Below are 21,638 nucleotides of genomic sequence, written 5' to 3'. Positions count from 1 at the left end.
ACGATACGGCCACGAACACCAGCGCCATCGGCATCAGAGCAAGACCGGCGCCTATCGGGCCCAGCACGTCCGTGCTCTGCCAGGTCAGTGGCAGCAGAAACAGCAGACCATACATGCCGAATGTCATGCCGCCAGTGGCGGTCATCGCCGCCACAAACGCGGGCATCCGAAAGAGATCGAGCGGGACCAGCGCGGCGGCCCTGAGCCGAGCTTCGACCCAGACAAACAGCCCGAAGGCCAGCGCGGCACCGGCACCGGCGGCTGCGGCGAGAATAGGCCAGCGGTGCGACTCGATGGCGGCCAGCGCGAGCCCGCCGAGCGCCAGCGCGCCCAGAATCTGGCCGCTTGCATCGAAGCGGCGCCCTTTCGGGCCGGCCGATTCTGGCACGCACAGCGGCGCGGCTACCAACGCCACGAGCCCCAATGGTACGACCAGAAAAAAGATGCTGCGCCAGCCGAAGTACGTCGTCAGCAGCCCGCCGAGGGTCGGACCGATTGCCAGCGCCAGGCCGTTGCAGCCCGCCCAGATACCTAAGGCCTTGGCGCGGGCCTTCGTTTCCGGCCAGACTACACGCAGCAGCGCCAGCGAAGCCGGCAATACGAGTGCGGCGCCCAGGCCGGCGAGCGCCCGGCCGGCGATTAAAATTGGAATACTGGGCGATAACGCGCAGAGGATCGAGGCCGAGGCAAACAGCGCCGCCCCGGCCATGAAAATACGCCGCCGCCCAAACAGGTCGGCCAGCAGACCACTGGTGAGCAAAAACGCCGCGTAGATCAGGTTATAGCCGTCCATGACCCATTGCAGCGCGCCGACATTGGCGTGGAAATAATGAAATCACTCCGGCCGGCGCCGAGTGGTTCGCCGATATCGGTCTTGATGTCTGTGCGCTCAAGCCGACACGCCGGGGTGTGGCCCGCCAATGCCTGGATTGGACCGAACGCCGCCACCACCTGGCCGGGCCGCTGGGCAACGCGCTGCTGCGCGTGTTCTGTGACAACAAATGGCTGCGGCGGGCCAGCGATTCCCGCGCGGTTTGGGTGACGCCCGCCGGGCGGGCCGAACTCAAATGGCAGCTTGGGGTGGCCGCTTAGCGGTCTGACACTTGGGTACGGTCGCGATGCAGCGCGGCCGGCGAACTTTACGTGGACCTCGCGAACACGCGCCGCAGCCGTCGTAGCGTGGGTCGGAGTTCACTGTAAAGCCGCGTATAAACCTGGCGATACACCGCGTCGTAGCGCTCGACCGCGGTAGCGCGCGGTTCGAAACACGCTCCGGCGTGTACCATTGCCTGCACCGCCGCGCCGGCGCGCCCGCTGTTGCCGTTGGCAAGTTGCGTGTCGAACGGCAGCCCTTCGGCGAAATCGGCCATCCAGCCCGAAAATCCGTTCTTTTTGATCTGTGTTTCAAGAATATTTTTGAGCCATTCGAAAGCCTGCGGATTGGTCAGATCCACAATGCCGGCGTCGAAGTCGGTGATCGTGAGCTGATACGGCTTGCCGCTGCTGTTTTTGACCAGATAACCGTTGGCCCGAGCCTCCTTGTACAGGTTCCGCCGGGCGCCTGGATTGCACTTGTCCACATTCGAGACAAGATAGGGATTGAAGTAGCCGAGCAGGCGGACGCCGTCGGCCGTTAGTTCTTGACGCAGCTTATCCCAACCGGGATAGCGATCGTCGTCGCGCTCCCAGTTCCAGCAAGTCATCGAAGCCGCACCGCCATAGGTACTACGGGCGCCGGCCCAGTCCTGTAGCCACAGGCCGGTGATTGGTACGCCGGCTTTTTTCAACATCCGATAGCGCGCCTCGACCGTTTCGGTACCGCCCTGCAACCCGATCACCGCGCCTGTCTGGGTCCAGTCCGGCAACACGGACATACGCCCCGTGTATTCAGTGGCTTGCGTGATCGCCTCGAGCTGGCTCTTGCCGCCAAAGAAACGGCCGTCGAGATTGCCGGCAAAACCGTGCACCTCGATATGATCGTCGGGTCTGAGATCGAAGCGGGTATAGCCGGTATTCTTGAGCAGCATGCCCGCCCCTTGACCGGTAATGGTCAGCGGCACGGCGTAGTAGGTGGTCACCGCGTTGCCCTGCGCTTTAACGAAGGACCGGATTAGTGCCTTCTGATCGTCCGGCAGGGGCAGCAGTTGCAGCTGGTTGATCGCCTTGGAAACCACGCCGCCGCGGCCGACTCCTTGTTCTTGAATCACGATCGGAATATTTTGACCGCGCAGATTTTGTTCCGTCTGCTCGCCGAAACCGTGGAATTGTTCATTTTCGTCGACGGCCAGGGACAGGCCGACTTCGTTGAATTTCGGATTATTACTGGACAGTTTGAAATGAACCTGTCCGTCGTCGGTGGACGAAAGTTCCAAGCTGAAACTCACGCCTTTACACGCCCCGTCATCGAATTCGCCGACGAGCCGCACATCGTCCGCCACGCCTTTCATTCGGGTGAATCGCCCGCCCTTGCAGGTTTGCGCGCGGTTCTCCTCGATCTCGTAAATCGCGCGCTCGCTGCCGATGTCCAGCGTCGTCCGGGCGAGCGTGACCGGCGCGGCGGTGGTGGCCCAGACCGTTTGCCCATCGCGCACGATTTGGACCGCGCCTGCCGCGCTGGTGATCTCGTAATTGCCCAGCCGGGCAATCCGCGACGGCAGCCCTTGCGGCGACGACGCCTGAATATCGACATCGTCCTGATCCGAATCGTTGCAGCCGGACAGCGCGGCGACCGCCGCCAGAGCCGCAACGAGGGCCGCAATCCATGATTTGCTCCGAGCCATGATTATTCCCCCTGTTTTGCGCGGGGTCCGCCGGCCGATCTAAATCGAACCATGCCTGGCGAACGTCGCAATCGACGATAGGCAAAATACAAATGCCACGTCTTGACTCCGGGTAACGCCAATTTGACCGGGCGCGCCACGGCGGGGGTTTATGGTTCCGCATTGCCGATATAATCGCGTCGAATGACGCGCTAGCCGCGCGTGCGGGGTATAGTGGCATTTCCGTAATTCACAGGGGGAGACATGACGGAATCAGCCAAAGCACAAGTCATCGTCGTAAAGCAAGAAAAGTCCATGGCCATCGCCTACGTCTTGCTTATTTTTCTCGGTGGGCTGGGCATCCATCGTTTTTATCTTGGTCGCGTCGGCACGGGAATCACTCAACTCATACTCAGCATTATTGGTTGGGCGACCGTTATGTTTATTATCGGTATTTTCTTCTTGGCTATTCTCGGCGTATGGCTACTTATTGACCTATTCCTTACCGCCGGTATCGTCAACGCAGAAAATGCAAAGCTACATGCCGGTGGTTAACGCTTAGCGGCAGCCGGCGCTATCGCCTCATGCGGCGCCGCCGAGGTTGGACGGCCCCGGCTGGCCGAGCCGCGCCAGATCGCGCACCGCGACCGTGAGATGCTCCTGCGCCGGCTGCTCGATGGCCTGAAGTTCGGCCAGCCGTGCGCCGACGAAGGCCATGGTGTGTTCGCGCATCGCGCACCATTGCGCCAGCGGATCGTCGCCTTCCAATCCGAGCACCTGACCGACCAGTCGCTGATGGATGAGATAACTATCACTGCGTAGGCTGGTTCGCGCCAGATCCTGCCAACGGCCGTTGGCGGGCAGTTGGTGGATCGCTTCTTGTAGCCACGGCACGCCGAGCACATCGCCGAGCCGATAGTAGATGGCGGCGACCTCGGCCACGTCCCGGCCACGGTGCGCGGCGAGCGAGACGATATCCATGATGCCGCCGCCGACGTCCGCACAGGCCAGCCGCTCGGACAGCGCCGGGTCGACGCCGATCGCCCGCCAGCGGCTGCGCGTGTTTTCCCAGCGCTCGCTGTAGCTGCCGGTCAGATGGCCGGCGAGCCCGGCGAGCAACTCTTGTGCGCCGGGCTGGTAGCGGGCCATCAGATCGGAGATCTCGTCGCCGATCTCCTTGGTCGTCAACCACCAGTTCATGGCGTGCTTGAGCAGGCCGATGACGATGCGATGCGCCCGGTACTGGTCGGCCGCCGGGATGACGTTGTCGAGCGCTTCGATGGCGTTGAACAGCGTTTCGCCGTCGAGCCAGCCATCGGCCAGGACATAGCCGCGCACCGCGGCCTCCATGCGCGCCCCGAAGCCGGCCGGCAGCCGATGCGCGGTGGCGATGCCGAGCCGATCGACCATTTGGTTGGTCACCAGCGTGGCGATCAGTTCGCGCTTGAGGCGATGTTCGGTGACGGCATCGGGAAAGCGCTCGACCAGCCGTGGCGGAAACCCCTCGGCGAGCCAGCGTTCCAGCCACGGGTCGTCGGCCAATCCGCCCTCCAGAGCGGCCCCTGCCAGGGTGATCTTGTTATAAGAGATCAGCACCGCCAGTTCGGGTCGGGTCAATCCGGCGCGATCGCGGCGGCGGGTTTCGATGGTTTCGTCGTCCGGCAGGCCTTCGAGCCGCCGGTCCAGGCGGCCGTCGCGCTCCAGCGCGCGCATGAAGCTGATCTGGTCGTCGAAGCGGGCCACGCTCTCGGCTTCCATCAGACTGATCTGCTGGGTCTGCAGGTAGTTGGTGCGTAGCACCAGATCGATCACCGACGGCGTCATCTCGACCAGCAGCGCGTTGCGTTCTTCGCGATCGAGACGGCCGGCGGCCTCGACCGTGCCGAGCGCGATCTTGATATTGACCTCCATATCGGAGGAATCGACGCCGCCGGAGTTGTCGATGGCGTCGGTGTTGAGCCGGCCGCCGTTCAGGGCGTACTCAATGCGCCCGGCCTGGGTCAGCCCCAGGTTGCCGCCCTCGCCGACCACCTTCGCCCGCAGCTCGCGGCCGTCGGCGCGCAGGATGTCGTTGGCGCGGTCGCCGACTTCGACGTTGGACTGCGTGGCCGCCTTGACGTAGGTCCCGATGCCGCCGTTCCAGAGCAGATCGACCGGCGCCTTGAGGATGGCGTTGATCAGCGCGTCGGGCGCGAGCCGCCGGGCTTCGGCGCCGAGCGCGGCGCGGGCCTCGTCCGATAGCTCGATGACCTTGCTGGACCGGTCGAACACGCCGCCGCCGCGCGATATCACGCGCTCATCGTAATCGCGCCATCCCGAGGCCGGGCCGGCGAACAAACGCTTGCGCTCGGCGTAGGCCGCGGCGATGTCGGGGTCCGGATCGATGAAGATATGCAGATGGTTGAAGGCCGCGATCAGACGGATCTGCTCGGAGGCGAGCATGCCGTTGCCGAACACGTCGCCACCCATGTCGCCGATCCCGACCGCCGTGAAGGCCTCGGTCTGGATATCGCGCCCCAGCTCGCGGAAATGACGCTTCACGCTTTCCCAGCCACCACGTGCGGTAATGCCCATGACCTTATGGTCGTAGCCGGCCGATCCGCCCGAGGCGAACGCATCGTCGAGCCAGAAACCGTATTCCGCCGACAACGCGTTGGCGATGTCCGAGAACGTGGCGGTGCCTTTGTCCGCCGCGACCACGAGGTAGGGGTCGTCGCCGTCGTAACAGACCACCCGGTCTGGCTTGACCACAGCGTCGCCGACCCGGTTATCGGTGATGTCCAGCAGCCCGCGGATAAAGATTTTATAGGCCGCAACCCCGCGCGCCTGGCGCGCCTCGCGCGATTCGTCGGCCGGTGCGTACTTGGCGACGAAGCCGCCTTTCGCGCCCACCGGGACGATCACCGCGTTCTTGACCATCTGCGCCTTCATCAGGCCGAGCACTTCGGTACGGAAATCCTCGCGCCGATCGGACCAGCGCAGGCCGCCGCGGGCGACCCGGCCGCCGCGCAGATGCACGCCCTCCACGCTCGGCGCGTAGACAAAGGCCTCCACCCACGGCCGCGGCTCGGGCAGCTCGACCAGTTCGCCCGGATCGAGCTTGATCGAGACATACGCCTTCGGCTCGCCAGCCGAGTCGCGCTGAAAATAATTGGTTCGCAAGGTGGCCGCCACCACGCCGTAGAAGGCACGCAGCACGCGGTCGGCATCGAGGCTGGCGATATCGTCCAGTTCGGCCTCGATCGTCGCGCGTGCCTGGTTCTCGGCGGCGTCCGAGCGCGTGCGATCCGGGTCGAACCGGGCTTCGAACAGATCGATCAGCGCCGCGACCAGCGCGGCGTGCTCGGTTAACCGGTCGCCGATATAGACCGGCGAGAACGGCAGTTCGGTCTGCAGGAGATAGCGCGTGATCGCCCGCACCAGAACGACTTGGCGCGGCGCGAAGCCGGCATCGATGATCAGCCGGTTGAGGCCGTCGTCCTCGGCCGTGCCGGCCATGATCTGGTGAAACGCAGTGGCCAGGTTGTCGCGACACGCCGGGTCCGAGAGCGCTTCGCCGTGGCCGTGGCCGACCGCGAACTCGTGGATCCACTGCACGCTCTGACCGGCGCGCGCCACCCGATACGGGTGCTGGGTCAGCGCCGACAGGCCGAAATTCTCGAACACCGGCAGCACGCGCGACAACGGCAGATCGTCGCCGCCGCCGTAGAGCTTGACGGTAAGTACATCGCCTTCGGGCGCCTGTGCGCGCAGCACCGGCTGGCTGGTCTCGTCCAGCAGGGCGAGCACGCGGGCATCGGCGACCGCGGTCGCGGCATCGAAACGTTCGCGATAAGCGGCGTCGAAGGCGTGCGCGTAGGCCGGCAGCGACACGCCGGCCTCGCGCGCGGCGGCCGCGACCCGGTCCGGCCAGGCCCGGGTGATCGCGATCAGCGCCTGTTCCAGCGTGCGCAGGTCGACCGGTTCGCGCGTCTCTCCGCTGGCGATCTGATAATGCAGGCGCACGACCGCGCCACGCAGGAACTCCGCATCCATACTCTGACATCGACCGTCGAGATGGCGCTCGAGTTCGGCCCGGATCTGGCCGCGCAGCGCCACCGTGTACCGCTCGCGCGGCACATAGACGATGGCCGAGTAGAACCGCCGGTAGCGGTCGCGGCGCACGAACAGCCGTAGCGGCTCGGTCTCGCGCATGTTGAGTACGCCGATGACCGTGTTGTAAAGCTCGTTCTCGCTGGTCTGGAACAGCTCGTCGCGCGGGAACGTCTCGAGGATATAGCTCAGGCTTTTGGCGGCATGCGATCGTGGCCGCAGCGCGGCGCGCGCCATCACGTGCGCGATCTTGTGGCGAAGCATCGGGATATCACGCGGGCTGGCGCGATAGGCCTCGCCCGAAAACAGGCCCAGAAAGCGATGCGCGCCGATGACGTTGCCGGTGGTATCCAGCCGCTTGATGGCGATCACGTCCATGGTCTCGGCATGATGAATCCAGGACTGCTGGTTGGCCTTGGTGATCACCAGCAGCCGCGACGACTGGGTGTATTCGTCGAGCACGTCGGCCGGCGCCACATAGCCTTCGGCATCGACGCCGGGCCGATCCTCGCGCAGCAAACCGAGCCCGGTGCCCGGCACGTCGACCATGGCGTCGTTGCCGTCATCGTCGGTCTCGATCGCGCGGCAGCGATAGCCGAGCAGCGTGAAATGCTCGTCGGCCAGCCAGGACAGAAACGCCTGGGTCTCGGTGCGCTCGTTGCGATCGACCCCGCCGGCCGCCGCCTCGAGCTCGCCGACCACGGTCTGCAAGCGACGGCGCATCGGTTGCCAATCGGCCACCGCGGCGGCCAGATCGGACAGGCTGGACGCCACGCGCTCGGTCAACGCGTCGCCGTCGAGTCCGACCGGCGCGGCGAACTCGATGCGGATCAAGGATTCCTCGTCTCCCGAAGGGCCGTCGGCGTTCGCGGGGCCGACATTAACCAGTTCGCCGGCCCGGTCGCGCTCGACGCGGACCACGGGATGCATCATCCAGTCGATTTCGGCGCCGGTGCCGCGCACCGCCAGACCGACCGTGTCGACCAAAAACGGCATGTCGTCGGCCACCGTGAGCAGCGCCAGATCGCAATCGCCGCCGGCCTCGTCGATCGATTCCAGGGACACGCTGTGCTCGCCGCGCCGGCGCGGCCGGCACAACAACTCGAAATGATGACGCAGCGCTTCGTACAGCCGCGGCACCGAACGCACGCGCAGCGCTTGTGCGGGTACGCCGTCCAGACAGGTTTCGACGAAGGCGATCATCAGCTCAGGCCGTTCGAGCGCCGTGTCCTCGCTCGCACAGGCCCGGACTTCGGCGATCACGGCGGCGGTTTGGCTATTCATCAAGGCTCGGCTTCACGGATCGTGATGCGACGTTACGCCCGCCGTACCCGGGTCGACAAGACAATGCGGACACCTAGCCGCGCCGACCGCGCCGCGACGCGGGTTCCGCCGTCGCGGATAAGCGGTCACGCCGGTTTCAGCGCGCCGGCACGGCGCTGTCGGCCTGGGTGTCCGGCGCGGCCGCCTGGAAGGCGCCGAGCGCCATGCAGGCGCGGTACACACGCCGGAGGATCGGATAGCGGCCGAGGTTCACCCCGTAACGCTCGGCCATCGACACTTGCGGCACCAGACACACGTCGGCCAGGCTCGGGCGGGCCGTGAAACAGAAGCTGAAGTCACCGGCCGGCTGCTTGGCCAGCAGCGATTCCATCGGCCCGAACGCGGTGTGAATCCAGTGTTCGAACCAGGCCCGGCGCCGATCGTAGGCCACATCCATCTCGTCGCGCAGATAACGCAGCACGCGCAGGTTGTTAAGCGGATGGGTGTCGGCGATCGCGATCTGGGCGAACGAGCGGATACGCGCGCGCAGCGCGATGTCGCCGTGCAGCAGCGGCCGGTCGGGATAACGCTCCTCGAGATATTCGATAATCGCGGACGACTGCGAGATGACCAGATCGTCCTCGACCCACAGCGCCGGAATCAGGCCTTGCGGGTTGATTTCGCGATACTGCCGCCGGTCTTCGCCGGCGCCGTCCAACCCCGTGAAAATCGATTCGAAGGCCACACCTTTATAATTGAGCGCGATACGCACGCGATGCGCCGATACACTGCGATGGTGCGTGAATAACTTGAGCATGGGTCGGACCGGGCGCGAACTTGCCGTGGCAGTCTAGCAAAGCCGAAGCACATGCCGGAGGTAATGAATATGGATCGACATCTGGTGGCCGAAGCCGAATCGAGCGCGGTGGAGCACAGCGAGCGCAATGTGCTGCTGATCACCTATGTGCTCTACGGCCTGGCCTGTTTCTTCTTCGTGACCGCGATTGCCGGCGTGATCATCAACCACATCAAGATGGGCGAGCTGGCGCGCCACAGCGTGTCCTGGAGCCACCATCGCTGGCTGATGCGGACCTTCTGGTTCACCCTGCTCTGGAGCCTCGTCTGTCTGGTGCTCACGCCGGTGGTCATCGGCTTCATCGGCTATGGCGTACTCTGGCTGTGGTGCCTGTATCGCCTTATTCGCGGCGTGATCACCTTCGCCGACCGGCGTCCGATGCCGGTCTGACGCCCGTGGCCGTCGCATCCTCGTCCGGCGTCACGCTGGGCTATCTGGTGGCCGCCGGCCTGACCGCCGGGCTGTGGACCGGCGTCGGCCTGATCCTGCTGCCGGTCATGCTGCTGCTGGCCGCGCTGCACGCTCTGGCCGCGGCGGGCGGCGTCGACTGTCCCGGTTCGCATCATCGCTGGCTGGCCGCTCATTATCTGCTGTCGGTAATCGCGCTGTGCTTGGTGCTGCTCGCCCCGCTCGCCGCCCTTCCGGCGCTTCTGACCGACACCATGACCGTCATCAACACGCTGCTGTATGCGCCCCATCCGATTGCGACGCTGGCCGCCGCGTGGCCGGCGCTTGGCCACTGGCCAACCCTGATCGGCGCCGGCCTGGTCTTCTTCTTCGGCTGGTTCGCGGTCATGCTCTGGATCAGCTTGCGACTGCTGCGCCGCGGCCTGCGCTGGGCGGAGGGCGCGCCCGCCTATTAGCGACTACCTACTAGCGACTATTTGAAGAGGCCATCATGTCCGATTTCGAGAACGCATCGCCGGCCGGCATTGCCCAGCGTCTGATCGACGACTTCGAACAGACGCTGGATCGGCTGGCATCGGCGCCCGGATTCTCCAAATATTCGCATCAGATTCAGTTGTTGCCGCGCGCTCAGAAGCTGCTGCGCAACGAGGCCGGCATCGCGGTGCTGGATCGCCGCGCACCGGAGTTCGAGGCCGCCGGCGTGTTTCTCGGCGGCGACTGGCTCGATCCCGCCGGGCTTGAACCGGCTCTGGCCGGCCCGACGCTGCGTGCCGGCGGCGCCAACGCGACGATGGAGGCGCTGAGCGAGTTGCGCCTGCTCGCGATCGTCGAGGCGCGCGCGGCTAACGATCGTATCGACGCGGCTTGTGCCCGCAATATGCTCCACGAGATACTCGCCACCCATCTCGATCTGGTGTTCCCGGTCGCGACCGAGGCGACACGCGAGGCTGGCGGCGCCGCGCTGGCGCGCGCCGAGGCGCTGCTCGGCTTTCTGTTCCGGCGACTCGGCTCGGCCGCCATCGTCGACGCTCTACTCGCCGAAGTCGCACGCGTGATGGCGCAGCGGCCGATCGTGACGACTCGCGTCACCGCGCTTCTGAACGCGGTCGAGCGGGCGATCGAGGCCGGCGAGGTCGGCGGCGATACCGCGAACCGGGCCCAGCCCTGGTTGGCCGCCCTGCACGCGCCGAGCCCGTTGGCGGCCAAGGCCGGCGACGATTATGCCGATGCGCTCATTGGTCTCGACGCGGCCGCGCTCGCCGAGCAGGCGGCGATTTTCGGCCAAGCCATGAACCGGCACGGCCTGGTCGCACCGACCCATGCCGATTTGTTGCATCATCTGAGCAAGAACGCGCCGGAGTCCCTGTCGGCCGCGCTCGGGCTCGACGCCACCGGCCGCGGCTTGTTCGCCGAGCACGGTGCGGCCATCGCCGAACTCATCGAGCTCGGCATCCGCCGCGATACGGCGCCGGCCATTTACGGGCTGTCGCGGTTGATCGGTCGCGGCCCGGCCGCCCTGAACGGTGGGTTGCCCGGGCTGCGCCGCCTCGCGCTCGCGAGCGTGCATCCGGCCGTTACCGAGGCTCTCGTCAAGGCCGCCGCAACCACCGACCCGCCGCCGGCGAACACAATGCTCGTGGCCGGCGCGCTCGCCGTGCTCGGGCAGCCGCGCGGGGTCGACCAGGGGCGCAACCCGACCTGCCAGGCCGCACGCGCCATCAGCCTGTGGGCCTGCAACGATCCGGCGCATCTGCTCGCCCTGCTCGTCGAGGCCGCTGAAACCGACGATCTGGTGCTGTATTTCGAAGGCGCGCCGGTACGCGCCAGCGAATCCGGCGCCGGCATGGCCCGTACGCTACACACCGAACTCGATCCCGTGTCGCTCGTGCTCACCCCGCATCTGGATCGGATCTACGTCGAGATGGGCCGGCGCACGATCGGGCGGCCCGGCGACGGCCACCGCTGGGTGAATCGCGAAATGCACGGGCCTTGGGTCGCGCCCGACTTCGCCGAGCTGATCGACCTGGGCCGCGACGTGGGCCACGGCGCGATCGCCGGCTTCGATGGCTTCGTGCGCCTGTTTCACGCCAGTTATCATCCCGATTACAACGGCGGCCGCGGGGTCGCCTACGCCCAGCCTTGCGGCATCGCGGCCACCGACGCCACCGGCACCTACATTGGCTGGCACGCCGTTTCCATTCAGCGCGTCGCGCGCGATCCGGCCGGTCACTGGCGCGTGTATTTCTTCAATCCCAACCGCGACAAGGGCCAGAATTGGGGCCAGGGCATCGAAACCGCGACCGCCGGCAACGGCGAGATCGAAGGCGAATCTTCGCTGCTCTTCGGCCAGTTCGCCTCGCGGCTCTATGTCTTTCACTACCGCAGCGAGGCGATCGGCGATCCGGTATCGGTGCCGGCCGCCGACGTGGCCGCCATCCGCGAACTGGCCGAGAACAGTTGGGGACGGCGCTTCCGCTGGGCCGACTAAGGCTGGCTAGACGTAGAAATCCAGTTCCTCGTTGTGTTTCAGCCAGTCGCGCATACGGTGCGGGTCGTCGCCGAAGTAGAACACTAGCCCCCAGTGGGTGCCGAAGGCGTTGCGCTTGGTCACGGTTTCGGCCAACGGCGCGGTCAGTTCGTGGTAGTCGAAGTATTCGTGTTCGGAGACTTCCTCGGGAATATCGAGCTGGGAAACCACACGCCGGCGCGGATAGACGCCGAAGCAGCCGGCATAGCCCTTGGCGCCGGTTACCGGCGTCGGGAAGAAATTCTTCACTTCTTCTTCCGTCGTCTTCGGATCGAACACCAGCATGGAGGCTTGGTAGGCGTTGAAGCCGTAGGCCCGCTCAATCAGTTCGAACGCCTTGAAACCCGGCGGCCGATACGCGACTTCGCCGAAATACATGGTGCCGTCGGAGGTGACGAAGTACTCCGGATGGATCTGGCCGAAGTGGATATCGAAGGTCTTGATCAGCAGTTCGATCTGTCGGGTGATCAGCTCCCGCCAGGACTCCAACTCCGGGGTTGCCGGCACGAAGACGGAGTAGCCGAGCGTGACGTACTCCGAAATATTCAAGAACTGGATCTTACCGTTCCATATCCAGGCCTCGACCGCGAATTCCCAACCGTCCAAATGGCTTTCCATGAGCAGCGGGTATTCCGACTCCGGGATCTGCTCGATCTCCTCGGCGGTGCGGATCATACGATGGCCGAGACAGCCGGCCTTGTCGAACGCCTTGAGATGGATCGGATCGTCGACATCGCCGTCGAGCTTGAGCAGGGTCTGGTTCACGCGCTTGAAGAAACGATAGACATCGTCTTTTTCGTGCGCCTCCTCGAAGATACCGACGCGGATACCGCCGAGCTGGGCGCGGCGCTTCATCAGCGCCTTGTCGCGAAACAGCACGGCCTGCCCGTGCAGACGCGGGTTGTCCATCAGCACGGCGTTGATCGCGCCCGCCCATTCGACCACTTCCTCGAACAGCGGCACGGCGGCGTCGACGCCCATTTCCTTGAGCTTTTCGGCAATTTCCATCGAGCGGTCGTTGAGCCGCTCGAAATTCCAGGGCACGTAGGGGATATCGTGCTGCTGGCAGTAATCCTCTGCCCATTCAGGCGCAATCACCACGTAGCGGCGATCGAATTTCTCCGCCGCTTCGATGGCGCCGAGCGCCCAGCCCAAAAGGGCTATATAACCTTTGTCCGGATTCTTTTCTGCCATTTCGGCTCCGTGGATCGAATCGTTATCCGACCATAGCACAAGCGTATTTCCGCTATTCCGGCGGCCTGGCGATCGTCGATTATTTGTCGGGCGATGGCCGCGGGTGAAACGGCCAAGTTATCGGCCAGGTCATCGACCAGGCCAGCCGCTGGTTAGTTCCCGGGGCCGTCGATCGCGGCATTCAGCAAGGCGCCGCAGTCGTCGTCGATCTTGTGGCTGATCAAATCGTCGGCGCGCGTGCGGCCCCGGTTGATGATCAGAATCGGCAGGCCACGGCGGGCGGCCTCGCGTACGAAACGAAAGCCGGACCAGACCATGAGCGAAGAGCCCGACACCAGCACGGCGTCGGCCGCGGCCAACCCGGCGCCGGCGCGCTCGACCCGGGCTTTGGGCACCGAGCCGCCGAAGAAGACCACGTCCGGCTTGAGAATGCCGCCGCACAAGGGGCAATCCGGCACATTGAAGGCCGCGTAGTCGACATCGCCCAGTTCGATATCGCCGTCGGGGCGCATCGCGTTCGAATCGTGCAGCCAGCCCCGGTTCGCCTCGATCAACATGTCCTGGACGCGGTGGCGCGACAGCCGGGTGCCGCAAGCAAGACAAATCACGCGATCCAGCCGACCGTGCAAATCGACCACGCGACCGCTGCCGGCGGCCTGATGCAGGCCATCGACGTTCTGCGTCACGAGCAGCGACAGGCGACCCGCCGCGCCCAGCCGCGCCAGCGCTCGATGGCCGGCATTGGGCTTCGCGCGGGCGACCGGCGGCCAGCCGGCCATGCTGCGGGCCCAGTAGCGGCGACGCTTCGAGAGCTGACTGATAAACGCCTGATGCTGGATCGGGTTCGCACCTTTCCAGCCGCCGTCGCGGTCGCGATAATCGGGAATGCCGGAATCGGTGCTCATGCCGGCGCCGGTCAGCACGAAAAGCCGCCGGTGGCGGCTTACAAAATCGCGAAGCCGCTCGACGTGCGACTGGCGCGCGTCGATCGGCGGCTCCATCAGCGCATCGACTTCCGTCACGACAACTCCATGGCAGAAAAACGAACCCGGCGCGCCGGTCGACGCCCGGGCAAAGCATCATGCGCCGCGCGCGCCTGTAGCGCGGGTCGCGTTATTTACGCCGGCGCGGCTTGTCGCGATGCACCGCGGTCGCGCGATCCGGAGCCGCAGCCGGTATAAGGCAGCAAATACGCCCTAGCCGTGATCACCGTCCAAGAGCGCGCCCACCTTGGTCACGTAGCCGTGCCTGGCCTCATCGGCGTCCAGGCCCTTGAGCTTCGCCCAGGCATCGTACTTGGCGCGGCCCTTGAAGTCGGTCATGCCCGGACGCTTGCCCGAAACATCGCCTTCGGTGGCCTGCTTGTAGTGCGCGTAGAGTGCGAGCAAATCGTCGTTGCTCGGGCGCTGGGACAGCGTTTCGACGTCTTTCTGGGCCTGCTCGAATTCGGCTTGCAGATCATCGGCCATGAAAGCTCCTCGACCGCGTGCGGCCACTGCTGGATATGATCCGTCAAGTCTAACCGGCAGCGCGCTCGTACGTCATGAAGCGATAGGCCGGCGTATTCCCGTCCGCCGCATGCCTGGCCTCGGCGGCGAGCCGCCAGCGCGCCCAGTCGATCTCCGGAAACCAGGTATCGCCGTCGTAGGCGGCGTCGATACGCGTGATCAGGAGCCGGTCGGCGCGCGGCAACGCCAGCGCATAAATCTGCGCACCGCCGATCACCATGAGCTCCTCGGCATCGCCCGCGCGCGCGACGGCGGCATCCAGATCGCCGACAATTTCCACCCCCTCGGCATCCATTGCCGCATTGCGTGTGATCACCAGATTACGGCGGTGCGGCAAGGGCCGGCCGATCGCTTCGAACGTGCGTCGGCCCATGACGATCGGCTTGTCGCGCGTCTGCCGCTTGAACCAGCGCAGATCCTCCGGCAGATGCCACGGCATGCCGCCATGCGCGCCGATTACGCCGTGGGTATCCATGGCGGCGATCAAGCTGATGCGCGGTGCGCCCATTATGTCTCCTTCGCGTTCGTCGTTTTCGCGCCGTCGTGGCGAGTCAACGAGATCAGAAACGTCGTGCCTTGGCTGTGGGTTTCAACGATCTTCAGGTCGCCGCGATGCCGGCGCGCGACGCGCCGACACAAATCGAGCCCGATGCCCGTGCCCTCGATTTTGTCGCGGTGCCGGCCGGCGAGCATGGCCTCCGGGTCCTCGAAGCCACGCGCGTTGTCGATGTAACGAAGCTGCACCCGATGGGCGTCGGCATCGCCTCCGGCCCGACTGATGCGGATACGAGGCGGCGCGCCCGGGCGACGATAACGAATGCTGTTGTCGATCAGGTTCTGGAACAGCAGCCGCAACTGCACCGGGTCGCCGGCGACCATGCCGAGACGGCCAACATCCACCGTCGCGCCGTGATCATGGATGAGCATTTCCAGATCGTCGAGCACCGCTTGAATCAGCACCGTCAAATCGATGGGCTCGGGCACGAACGGCGCGTTGTCGATGCGGGCCAGCCGTAGAATGCCGCCTATGTTGTTTTGCAGTCGCTCCACGGCGCTATCGACCCGGCCGAGATAATCCACGGCGCGCGTACTCAGCTGGTCGGATTCGCCGTAGCGCAGCGCATCGACATACTCGCGTACGCGGCGCAGCGGTTCGCGCATGTCGTGGACGACGGCGTTGAACCAGGCGCGCTCGGCCGACTGCTCGTAACCGGCGACCGGCGCGGTTCGCCGTTCGGCGGTTTCCTCCGGCGCGCCGAGCGCCAGCGTAAAGCCGGCAATCTGGTGATCGGCGCCGTCACGCAGCGCCAGCACCGTCGCCGGCCAACAGAGATGTTGTGCAGCCGCGTCGGGACTGACCACCACACTCGTCTGCGGCACACCGGTTTCGACCGCACGATGCAGCAGAACATACCAGTCGCTGGCGTCGGTCGGCCGCAGCAGATCGCTCAGCGGCCGACCGACCCAATCCCGGGCCGCAACGTCGAGCACCTCGGCGCCCTTGGGGCTGACGTGTTGGATTTCGGCCTCGATACCGAGTCCGATCCAGCCCGGCTCACCGCCTAGCAGCGTCAGATTGGCGCGATGCGCGGCGCGGCTGTCATGCCGGGCCCGGCGCCGGCACGGCGAATCGAATCCGGGCCCGGTCTCGCGTATCAGTACCGCGAAGCCGGGCTCGGCGTCGAACTGCGGCCGAATCTCGAGACGACAAGTCTTGCGTCGACCGTCGCGCCGGACCAGCGGCAGGTCGAGCTGCGTCTCGCCGCTGTCCGAAGCGTCGAACAACGCCCGCGTAACCAGCCCCTGGTGACGATGCTCGGCCGGCGCCAGATGATCGAGCCGACGGCCGACCACATCGTCCGCAAAGTGGCCGAGCACGCGTTCGGCACTGGCGTGCCAAATGCGCACGCGCCCGTCCAGCGTCAGGCTGCATAGCGCCAGCGTCGTGTCGTGCGCGAGCAGCAATTCCAGCGCCTGCTCGGCGAAGCCGCCGGTATCGTTGCCGGTATGGTCGCCGGCAACGGGACACGGGACGTTGGCCGAAGATTCCGTCATTGGCCATCCGATGCTTGTATGTAAAAACGCCCGCGGGTCGAGCCCGATCAGCGCATCGGGACGGTGGCGCCGGCCAGAAGCTCGGTCACATCCGGTGTACTCAGACCGGGCGCATAATAGAAACCTTGGGCGAAACCGCAGTGGTTGTCGGCCAGAAAACGCCGCTGTCCATCATTCTCGACTCCCTCGGCAACCACGCGCATGCCCAGACTCGCGCCCAGCGCGATGATCGCCCGGGCCATGGCCTGATCGTTCGGGTTATCGACCACGCCACGTAGGCAGTCGAGGTCGATTTTAAGCACATCGACCGCCCGGCCCGTCAATGACCGGATCGTCGAGCGGCCCCGCCCGACATCATCTATAACGACCCGAACGCCGAGATTCTTTAGCGCCGCGAGCAAGTCGTCGAATACCCGATTGTCCAGATCGAGCGCGGCTTCACTGAATTCGAGTTCGAGACAGGCCGGCGGCATGCCGCGCTCGTCGATCAGCCGTCGGACGCTGGCCAGCAGACCGGCACTGCTCACCCGTTCGGCCGAGACGTTGACCGCCAGCACCACATCGGTATCGATCAGCCCATAGTCGCGCCAGGCCAGATACTGGCAACAGGCCGATGACAAAACCCAGTCGCTGAACCGGTCGATGAAGCCGCGCGCCTGCGCGAGCGCGACGAAACGCGTCGGCGCGATCGGGCCGAGGCACGGATGATGCCATCGCGCCAGCGCTTCCAGCCCGACGATACGCCCGGTCTCCAGCTCGAACTGCGGCTGATAGACCAGGTACAACTCTTCGCGTTCGAGCGCCTGGCGCAGCTCGTTGCCGAGCGCCACCGGCTCCGCCTCATCGGGTTGATCGATACCGGCGAACCAGCAGAAACGGTCGCGCCCGGCCCGCTTGGCGGCGTACATCGCCGCGTCGGCGTGGGCCAACAGCGTAACGGCGTCGGCGCCGTCCTCGGGATAGCGCGCGGCGCCAATCGAGATCGTCACGCACAGCCGATGTTCACGCACGGCCACCGGCACGCGAAAACGCGCCAGCACGTCGGCAAGCACGGCTTCGATGCGCACGGTATCGGCCTCGTCGGCGACCGCCACGAATTCATCGCCGCCCATGCGGCCGAGCAACACCCCGGAGCCGCAGCAGTCGTTCAGCCGTTCAGCCGCCATGGCCAGCGCGCGGTCGCCGATGTTGTGTCCGAGGGAATCGTTGATGCTCTTAAAGCCATCGAGATCGAAATAGATCACGGTGAACGCGCCCTGCCGCTCGGTCGCCTCGGCGAGCTTCTTCGCGATACGCTCCTGAATCACGCGGCGGTTGAACAGGCCGGTGACCTGATCGTGCTCGGCCAAGTAGATGAACTGCTGCTGATCGGCGTACTGCCGAATCGAGTATCGGATTACGCGCTCGATAAGCACGGCGGTGAGCGCGTCCTTGGCCAGAAAATCGACCGCCCCGGCCTTCATCACCGCGAGATCGATCTCGTAATTGTCGTTGCCGGTCAATACCACGATCGGACCGGCGAAGCGCCGCGCGGCCGCGCCGTCCAGCACTTCCAGCCCGGTTCGTCGGCCGAGTTGATAATCGAGCAGGCAGATATCGTGGGCCGCGCGGGCGAGCTCCCGTTCGGCCTGAACGTGATCGTGGGCGAACGTCAACACATAGCGCACGCCCTGCGCCGACGCCAGCAGATTGGCCAGCCGCTCGCGATCCTCGGCGCTATCCTCGACGAGAAGAACGCGAATCGGCTCCGTTCCCTGATTCAAGACGGTATTCTTATTGAAACCTTAACTACGCAGTTTACTGCAACTGAACGCGCTCGCGCTGAAAATGCTGCTATGACGCCATTCCGGCTAACCGGATCAAACCGCGATCGGGGCCTTGATCGCCGGGTGGCTTTTATAATCAATCAGCTCGATATCCGCGAACCGGAACTCGAAAATATCGTCAACAGCCCGATTCAAGCGCAGCCGCGGCGGCTCGAGCGGTTCGCGCGCAAGCTGGGTCTCTACCTGCTCGAGGTGGTTCAGGTAAAGATGGGCATCGCCCAGGGTATGTACGAACTCACCCACCGCCAGACCGCAGACCTGAGCGATCATATGCGTAAGCAGCGCGTAGGACGCGATATTGAACGGCACGCCGAGGAAGATATCGGCGCTGCGCTGATAGAGCTGGCAGGACAACCGGCCCTCGGCGACATAGAACTGGAACAGCGCGTGACACGGCGGCAGCGCCATGATGTCGATTTCGGCCGGATTCCACGCGGTCACGATATGCCGGCGTGAATCCGGATTGCGCCGGATCGAATCGATTACCCGGGCGAGTTGATCGATCGATGCGCCGCCCGGCGCCGGCCAGCTACGCCACTGATAGCCATAAACCGGCCCGAGATCGCCGTTCTCGTCGGCCCATTCGTCCCAGATGCGCACCTTGTTCTCGCGCAGATAGGCGATATTGGTATCGCCGGCGATGAACCACAGCAGCTCGTGAACGATCGATCTAAGATGCAGCTTCTTGGTGGTCAGCGCCGGAAAACCGCGCGCGAGATCGAAACGCATCTGGCGGCCGAACACGGATTTCGTGCCCACGCCGGTGCGATCGGCCTTGGTTGCGCCGTGATCGCGCACCTCGCGCATCAGGTCGAGATACGGCTGTTCGAGCGCGGCGCTCATGCCGTGCTCGCCCGATTCGGGTCGCGCCGGGTATAGGCCCAGATCAGGATACCGACACCGACGACCACCATCGGCGCCGAATAGACCTGTCCGAGCGTCATCCAGCCGAAGGCGACGAAACCGGCGAACGCATCCGGTTGCCGAAAGAATTCGCAGAAAAAGCGAAAACAGCCGTAGCCGATCAAAAACAACCCGGACACCGCGGCGCGCGGCCGTGGTTTGGCCGCATAGAACCACAGAATCGCGAACAGAACGAGGCCTTCCAGCGTGGCCTCGTACAACTCCGAAGGATGGCGCGGCTCGGGTCCGACGTGCGGATACACCATCGCCCAAGGCACGTCGGTTACCCGACCGATCAGTTCACCGTTGATGAAGTTGGCGATCCGCCCGAAGAACAGCCCGATCGGTACGATCGGCGCGACGAAGTCGGTGATCTGGAAAAAACTTCGCCCGCTCTTGCGCGCGAACCAGGCCGCGGCGATAAACACGCCGATCAAGCCGCCGTGAAACGACATGCCGCCGTCCCAGACGGCGAATATCTGCAACGGATGATGAAAAAACCAATCCGGCTGATACAGCAGCACATAGCCCAGCCGCCCGCCGAAGACCACGCCCAACACGACATAGAACAGAAGGTCGCCGACCTCCTCGCGATGCCAATGCACGTGCGGCTGACGGGTGCGCACGATGCCCAGCCCCCAGCCGATAAGAAACGACAGCAGATACATCAGGCCGTACCAATGCACGGCCAGCGGGCCGATCGAAAAGGCGACCGGGTTGAAATCGGGGCGTACGAACATGGGCGCGGAGTTTAGCAGCACGCGGACGCGCGTTGGCGATCAAAGCCGACGACGAATCATCGAACGTGCGCCAGACTGCGGGTCTCCTGTTCGATCCGGCGTGCCCGACCCATCCGATCAGCGTGTGAGCGCATAGCAAAGCGCGTCGCGCGGCGCCGGCCCGGCGCCAAGATTGGGGCACGGCGCCCACCGGGCGAGCCGCCCTTCCAGCCGCATGCCGAGCTTTTCGAGCACGCGCGCCGACGCTAGATTATCGACGTCGCAAGTGGCCCAGACGCGATACAGCCCGGCGTTGGTCCACGCCGCCTCGAGCATCGCGCGCGCCGCCTCGGTCGCCAGGCCTCGTCCCCAGACCGTCGGCGCAAGAATATAGCCGATCTCGGCGCCATGCTGATCGAATTGGCAGGATGCCGCGCCGCACACCGCGCCCGACGCGCGGTCGGTGATCGCATAACAGAAATCGTCGCCCTCGGCCCAGCCGGCCGCTACGTCGTCGAGGAAATCATGGGTATCGTCGATATCCTCGGCCGTCGGCCAAATCATGTAGCGAGTGGCCACGGGGTCGCTGGCATAAGCGAAAATCGCGGCCGCATCCGTGGGCTCGGGCGGGCGCAGGTGCAGCCGCGCGGTATCGATGGCGCGCGGCATGGCGGTCAGCATCGGAATGGCTCCCGGTCACGCCGCGCCGAGCGCTTCAGCCCAGCTCGCGGCCGAACTCCTTGGCATAGCGCGCCTTGAATTCATCCATGGTGAAGGTGTGGTTCTGGGTGCCCGGCCGCTCGATCTTGATCGTGCCCAGCAGCGAAGCGATGCGGCCGGTGGTCTCCCAGTCGTAGCCTTGCTGTAGGCCGTAGATCAGCCCGGCCCGGAACGCATCGCCGCAGCCGGTCGGATCGGACAGGGCCGACGGGTTGCCGGTGGGGATCTCGTACGTCTTGCCATCGGCATAGATCACCGAGCCCTTGGCGCCCTTGGTCACGATCAGCGCCTTGAGTTTGGCTGCGATCTCGGCCTCGCCCAGGCCGGTGCGATCGCGCACGAGCTGCGACTCGTAGTCGTTGACCGCCAGATAGGCGGCCTGGTCGATGATCGTTTTCAGCTCGCCGCCGTTGAACATCGGCAGCCCTTGGCCCGGATCGAAGATGAAATCGATGCCGGCATCGGCAAACTGCTGGGCGTGCGAAACCATGCCCTCCTTGCCGTCGGGCGAAACGATGCCGAGCGTGATGCCGGCATCGCGCGGCACTTCCTGGACGTGCGCGTAATTCATCGCCCCCGGATGAAAGGCGGTGATCTGGTTGTCGTCCATGTCGGTGGTGATGTAGGCCTGCGCGGTATAGGCCTCGTCGATACGCTTGACGTAGTCGCGGCTGACGCCGTTTTGGTCCATCCAGTCCGCATAAACATCGAAATCGCTGCCCACGGTGCCCATAGCCTTGCCGTCGCCGCCCAGCAGCGCCAGCGAATAAGCGATGTTTCCGGCACAGCCGCCGAACTCCCGGCGCAT

Annotated in this window: 18 protein-coding genes and 1 pseudogene; 5 read left to right on the top strand and 14 right to left on the bottom strand. The window is 65.1% G+C overall.

Features of this window, described 5'->3' with window-relative positions:
* A pseudogene (locus VFJ08_RS01300) lies at positions 1-829 on the bottom strand (MFS transporter); the annotation flags it as partial.
* 80 nt (positions 830-909) lie between these two features.
* Here VFJ08_RS01300 and VFJ08_RS01295 point away from each other — a divergent pair.
* Positions 910-1,092 carry a hypothetical protein gene (locus VFJ08_RS01295; RefSeq protein ID WP_324994348.1) on the top strand — a complete coding sequence of 61 codons (183 nt, stop codon included), beginning with the start codon at positions 910-912 and terminating at the stop codon, positions 1,090-1,092.
* Between the two features lie 47 nt (positions 1,093-1,139).
* Here the strand turns inward: VFJ08_RS01295 and VFJ08_RS01290 are convergent, their stop codons facing one another.
* The gene (locus tag VFJ08_RS01290; RefSeq protein ID WP_324994346.1) at positions 1,140-2,780 is read right to left on the bottom strand and encodes a TIM-barrel domain-containing protein; all 1,641 of its coding nucleotides are present in this window, start codon (positions 2,778-2,780) and stop codon (positions 1,140-1,142) included.
* A gap of 243 nt (positions 2,781-3,023) precedes the next feature.
* On the opposite strand from VFJ08_RS01290, the gene VFJ08_RS01285 reads away from it, so the two are divergent.
* A complete protein-coding gene (locus tag VFJ08_RS01285) occupies positions 3,024-3,314 on the top strand; it encodes a TM2 domain-containing protein (RefSeq protein ID WP_324994344.1) in 291 nt (96 codons plus the stop codon).
* A gap of 27 nt (positions 3,315-3,341) precedes the next feature.
* Here the strand turns inward: VFJ08_RS01285 and VFJ08_RS01280 are convergent, their stop codons facing one another.
* Together VFJ08_RS01280 and maiA are read right to left on the bottom strand one after the other, a co-directional pair.
* Entirely contained in the window at positions 3,342-8,135 is a 4,794-nt protein-coding gene (locus tag VFJ08_RS01280; RefSeq protein ID WP_324994342.1) for an NAD-glutamate dehydrogenase, read from the bottom strand.
* 136 nt (positions 8,136-8,271) lie between these two features.
* Positions 8,272-8,931: a maleylacetoacetate isomerase gene (gene maiA, locus VFJ08_RS01275; RefSeq protein ID WP_324994340.1), complete on the bottom strand. Its 660-nt coding sequence runs from the start codon at positions 8,929-8,931 to the stop codon at positions 8,272-8,274.
* 69 nt (positions 8,932-9,000) lie between these two features.
* Between maiA and VFJ08_RS01270 the strand changes: the two genes are divergently transcribed.
* The 3 genes from VFJ08_RS01270 to VFJ08_RS01260 are packed head-to-tail and all read left to right on the top strand — an operon-like array spanning position 9,001 to position 11,866.
* On the top strand, positions 9,001-9,360 hold the full coding sequence (locus VFJ08_RS01270; protein ID WP_324994338.1) for a hypothetical protein: 360 nt from the start codon (positions 9,001-9,003) through the stop codon (positions 9,358-9,360).
* Between the two features lie 5 nt (positions 9,361-9,365).
* Positions 9,366-9,833 (top strand): hypothetical protein, encoded by a 468-nt coding sequence (locus VFJ08_RS01265; protein ID WP_324994336.1) that lies wholly within the window; start codon positions 9,366-9,368, stop codon positions 9,831-9,833.
* Between the two features lie 35 nt (positions 9,834-9,868).
* Positions 9,869-11,866, top strand: coding sequence for a hypothetical protein (locus tag VFJ08_RS01260; protein WP_324994334.1), 1,998 nt, complete (start codon positions 9,869-9,871; stop codon positions 11,864-11,866).
* 6 nt (positions 11,867-11,872) lie between these two features.
* Here the strand turns inward: VFJ08_RS01260 and VFJ08_RS01255 are convergent, their stop codons facing one another.
* The 10 genes from VFJ08_RS01255 to VFJ08_RS01210 form a co-directional block, all read right to left on the bottom strand.
* On the bottom strand, positions 11,873-13,099 hold the full coding sequence (locus VFJ08_RS01255) for a carboxylate--amine ligase (RefSeq protein ID WP_324994332.1): 1,227 nt from the start codon (positions 13,097-13,099) through the stop codon (positions 11,873-11,875).
* Positions 13,100-13,251: 152 nt separating this feature from the next.
* The gene (locus VFJ08_RS01250; protein ID WP_349256927.1) at positions 13,252-14,100 is read right to left on the bottom strand and encodes an NAD-dependent protein deacetylase; all 849 of its coding nucleotides are present in this window, start codon (positions 14,098-14,100) and stop codon (positions 13,252-13,254) included.
* A 195-nt stretch (positions 14,101-14,295) separates the two neighbouring features.
* Positions 14,296-14,568, bottom strand: coding sequence for an acyl-CoA-binding protein (locus tag VFJ08_RS01245; RefSeq protein ID WP_324994327.1), 273 nt, complete (start codon positions 14,566-14,568; stop codon positions 14,296-14,298).
* A gap of 49 nt (positions 14,569-14,617) precedes the next feature.
* Positions 14,618-15,115, bottom strand: a complete 498-nt coding sequence (locus VFJ08_RS01240; protein ID WP_324994325.1) for a dihydrofolate reductase — start codon at positions 15,113-15,115, stop codon at positions 14,618-14,620.
* Positions 15,115-16,662, bottom strand: a complete 1,548-nt coding sequence (locus VFJ08_RS01235; protein WP_324994324.1) for a sensor histidine kinase — start codon at positions 16,660-16,662, stop codon at positions 15,115-15,117. Before VFJ08_RS01235 ends, VFJ08_RS01240 begins: the two co-directional genes overlap by 1 nt.
* Before the next feature lie 47 nt (positions 16,663-16,709).
* Positions 16,710-18,425, bottom strand: coding sequence for a GGDEF domain-containing response regulator (locus VFJ08_RS01230; protein WP_324994321.1), 1,716 nt, complete (start codon positions 18,423-18,425; stop codon positions 16,710-16,712).
* A 96-nt stretch (positions 18,426-18,521) separates the two neighbouring features.
* A complete protein-coding gene (locus VFJ08_RS01225; protein ID WP_324994319.1) occupies positions 18,522-19,331 on the bottom strand; it encodes a thymidylate synthase in 810 nt (269 codons plus the stop codon).
* The gene (gene lgt, locus VFJ08_RS01220) at positions 19,328-20,131 is read right to left on the bottom strand and encodes a prolipoprotein diacylglyceryl transferase (protein ID WP_324994353.1); all 804 of its coding nucleotides are present in this window, start codon (positions 20,129-20,131) and stop codon (positions 19,328-19,330) included. The genes VFJ08_RS01225 and lgt overlap by 4 nt, the downstream gene beginning before the upstream one ends.
* 117 nt (positions 20,132-20,248) lie before the next feature.
* On the bottom strand, positions 20,249-20,791 hold the full coding sequence (locus VFJ08_RS01215) for a GNAT family N-acetyltransferase (protein WP_324994317.1): 543 nt from the start codon (positions 20,789-20,791) through the stop codon (positions 20,249-20,251).
* Between the two features lie 34 nt (positions 20,792-20,825).
* A partial coding sequence (locus VFJ08_RS01210; protein WP_324994316.1) for a carbohydrate kinase family protein occupies positions 20,826-21,638 on the bottom strand: 813 nt, incomplete at its 5' end.

This window comes from Salinisphaera sp., assembly GCF_035690525.1.
Classification (GTDB): domain Bacteria; phylum Pseudomonadota; class Gammaproteobacteria; order Nevskiales; family Salinisphaeraceae; genus Salinisphaera.
The sequence above is the reverse complement of the archived record's forward strand: the minus strand, read 5'-3'. Positions and strand labels throughout refer to the sequence as shown.

Coding starts and splice junctions, on each gene's coding strand:
- VFJ08_RS01290 (WP_324994346.1), bottom strand. CDS start 2,780: ATGGCTCGGAGCAAATCATGGATTGCGGCCCTCGTTGCGGCTCTGGCG.
- VFJ08_RS01285 (WP_324994344.1), top strand. CDS start 3,024: ATGACGGAATCAGCCAAAGCACAAGTCATCGTCGTAAAGCAAGAAAAG.
- VFJ08_RS01280 (WP_324994342.1), bottom strand. CDS start 8,135: ATGAATAGCCAAACCGCCGCCGTGATCGCCGAAGTCCGGGCCTGTGCG.
- maiA (WP_324994340.1), bottom strand. CDS start 8,931: ATGCTCAAGTTATTCACGCACCATCGCAGTGTATCGGCGCATCGCGTG.
- VFJ08_RS01270 (WP_324994338.1), top strand. CDS start 9,001: ATGGATCGACATCTGGTGGCCGAAGCCGAATCGAGCGCGGTGGAGCAC.
- VFJ08_RS01260 (WP_324994334.1), top strand. CDS start 9,869: ATGTCCGATTTCGAGAACGCATCGCCGGCCGGCATTGCCCAGCGTCTG.
- VFJ08_RS01255 (WP_324994332.1), bottom strand. CDS start 13,099: ATGGCAGAAAAGAATCCGGACAAAGGTTATATAGCCCTTTTGGGCTGG.
- VFJ08_RS01250 (WP_349256927.1), bottom strand. CDS start 14,100: ATGGAGCCGCCGATCGACGCGCGCCAGTCGCACGTCGAGCGGCTTCGC.
- VFJ08_RS01245 (WP_324994327.1), bottom strand. CDS start 14,568: ATGGCCGATGATCTGCAAGCCGAATTCGAGCAGGCCCAGAAAGACGTC.
- VFJ08_RS01240 (WP_324994325.1), bottom strand. CDS start 15,115: ATGGGCGCACCGCGCATCAGCTTGATCGCCGCCATGGATACCCACGGC.
- VFJ08_RS01235 (WP_324994324.1), bottom strand. CDS start 16,662: ATGACGGAATCTTCGGCCAACGTCCCGTGTCCCGTTGCCGGCGACCAT.
- VFJ08_RS01225 (WP_324994319.1), bottom strand. CDS start 19,331: ATGAGCGCCGCGCTCGAACAGCCGTATCTCGACCTGATGCGCGAGGTG.
- lgt (WP_324994353.1), bottom strand. CDS start 20,131: ATGTTCGTACGCCCCGATTTCAACCCGGTCGCCTTTTCGATCGGCCCG.
- VFJ08_RS01215 (WP_324994317.1), bottom strand. CDS start 20,791: ATGCTGACCGCCATGCCGCGCGCCATCGATACCGCGCGGCTGCACCTG.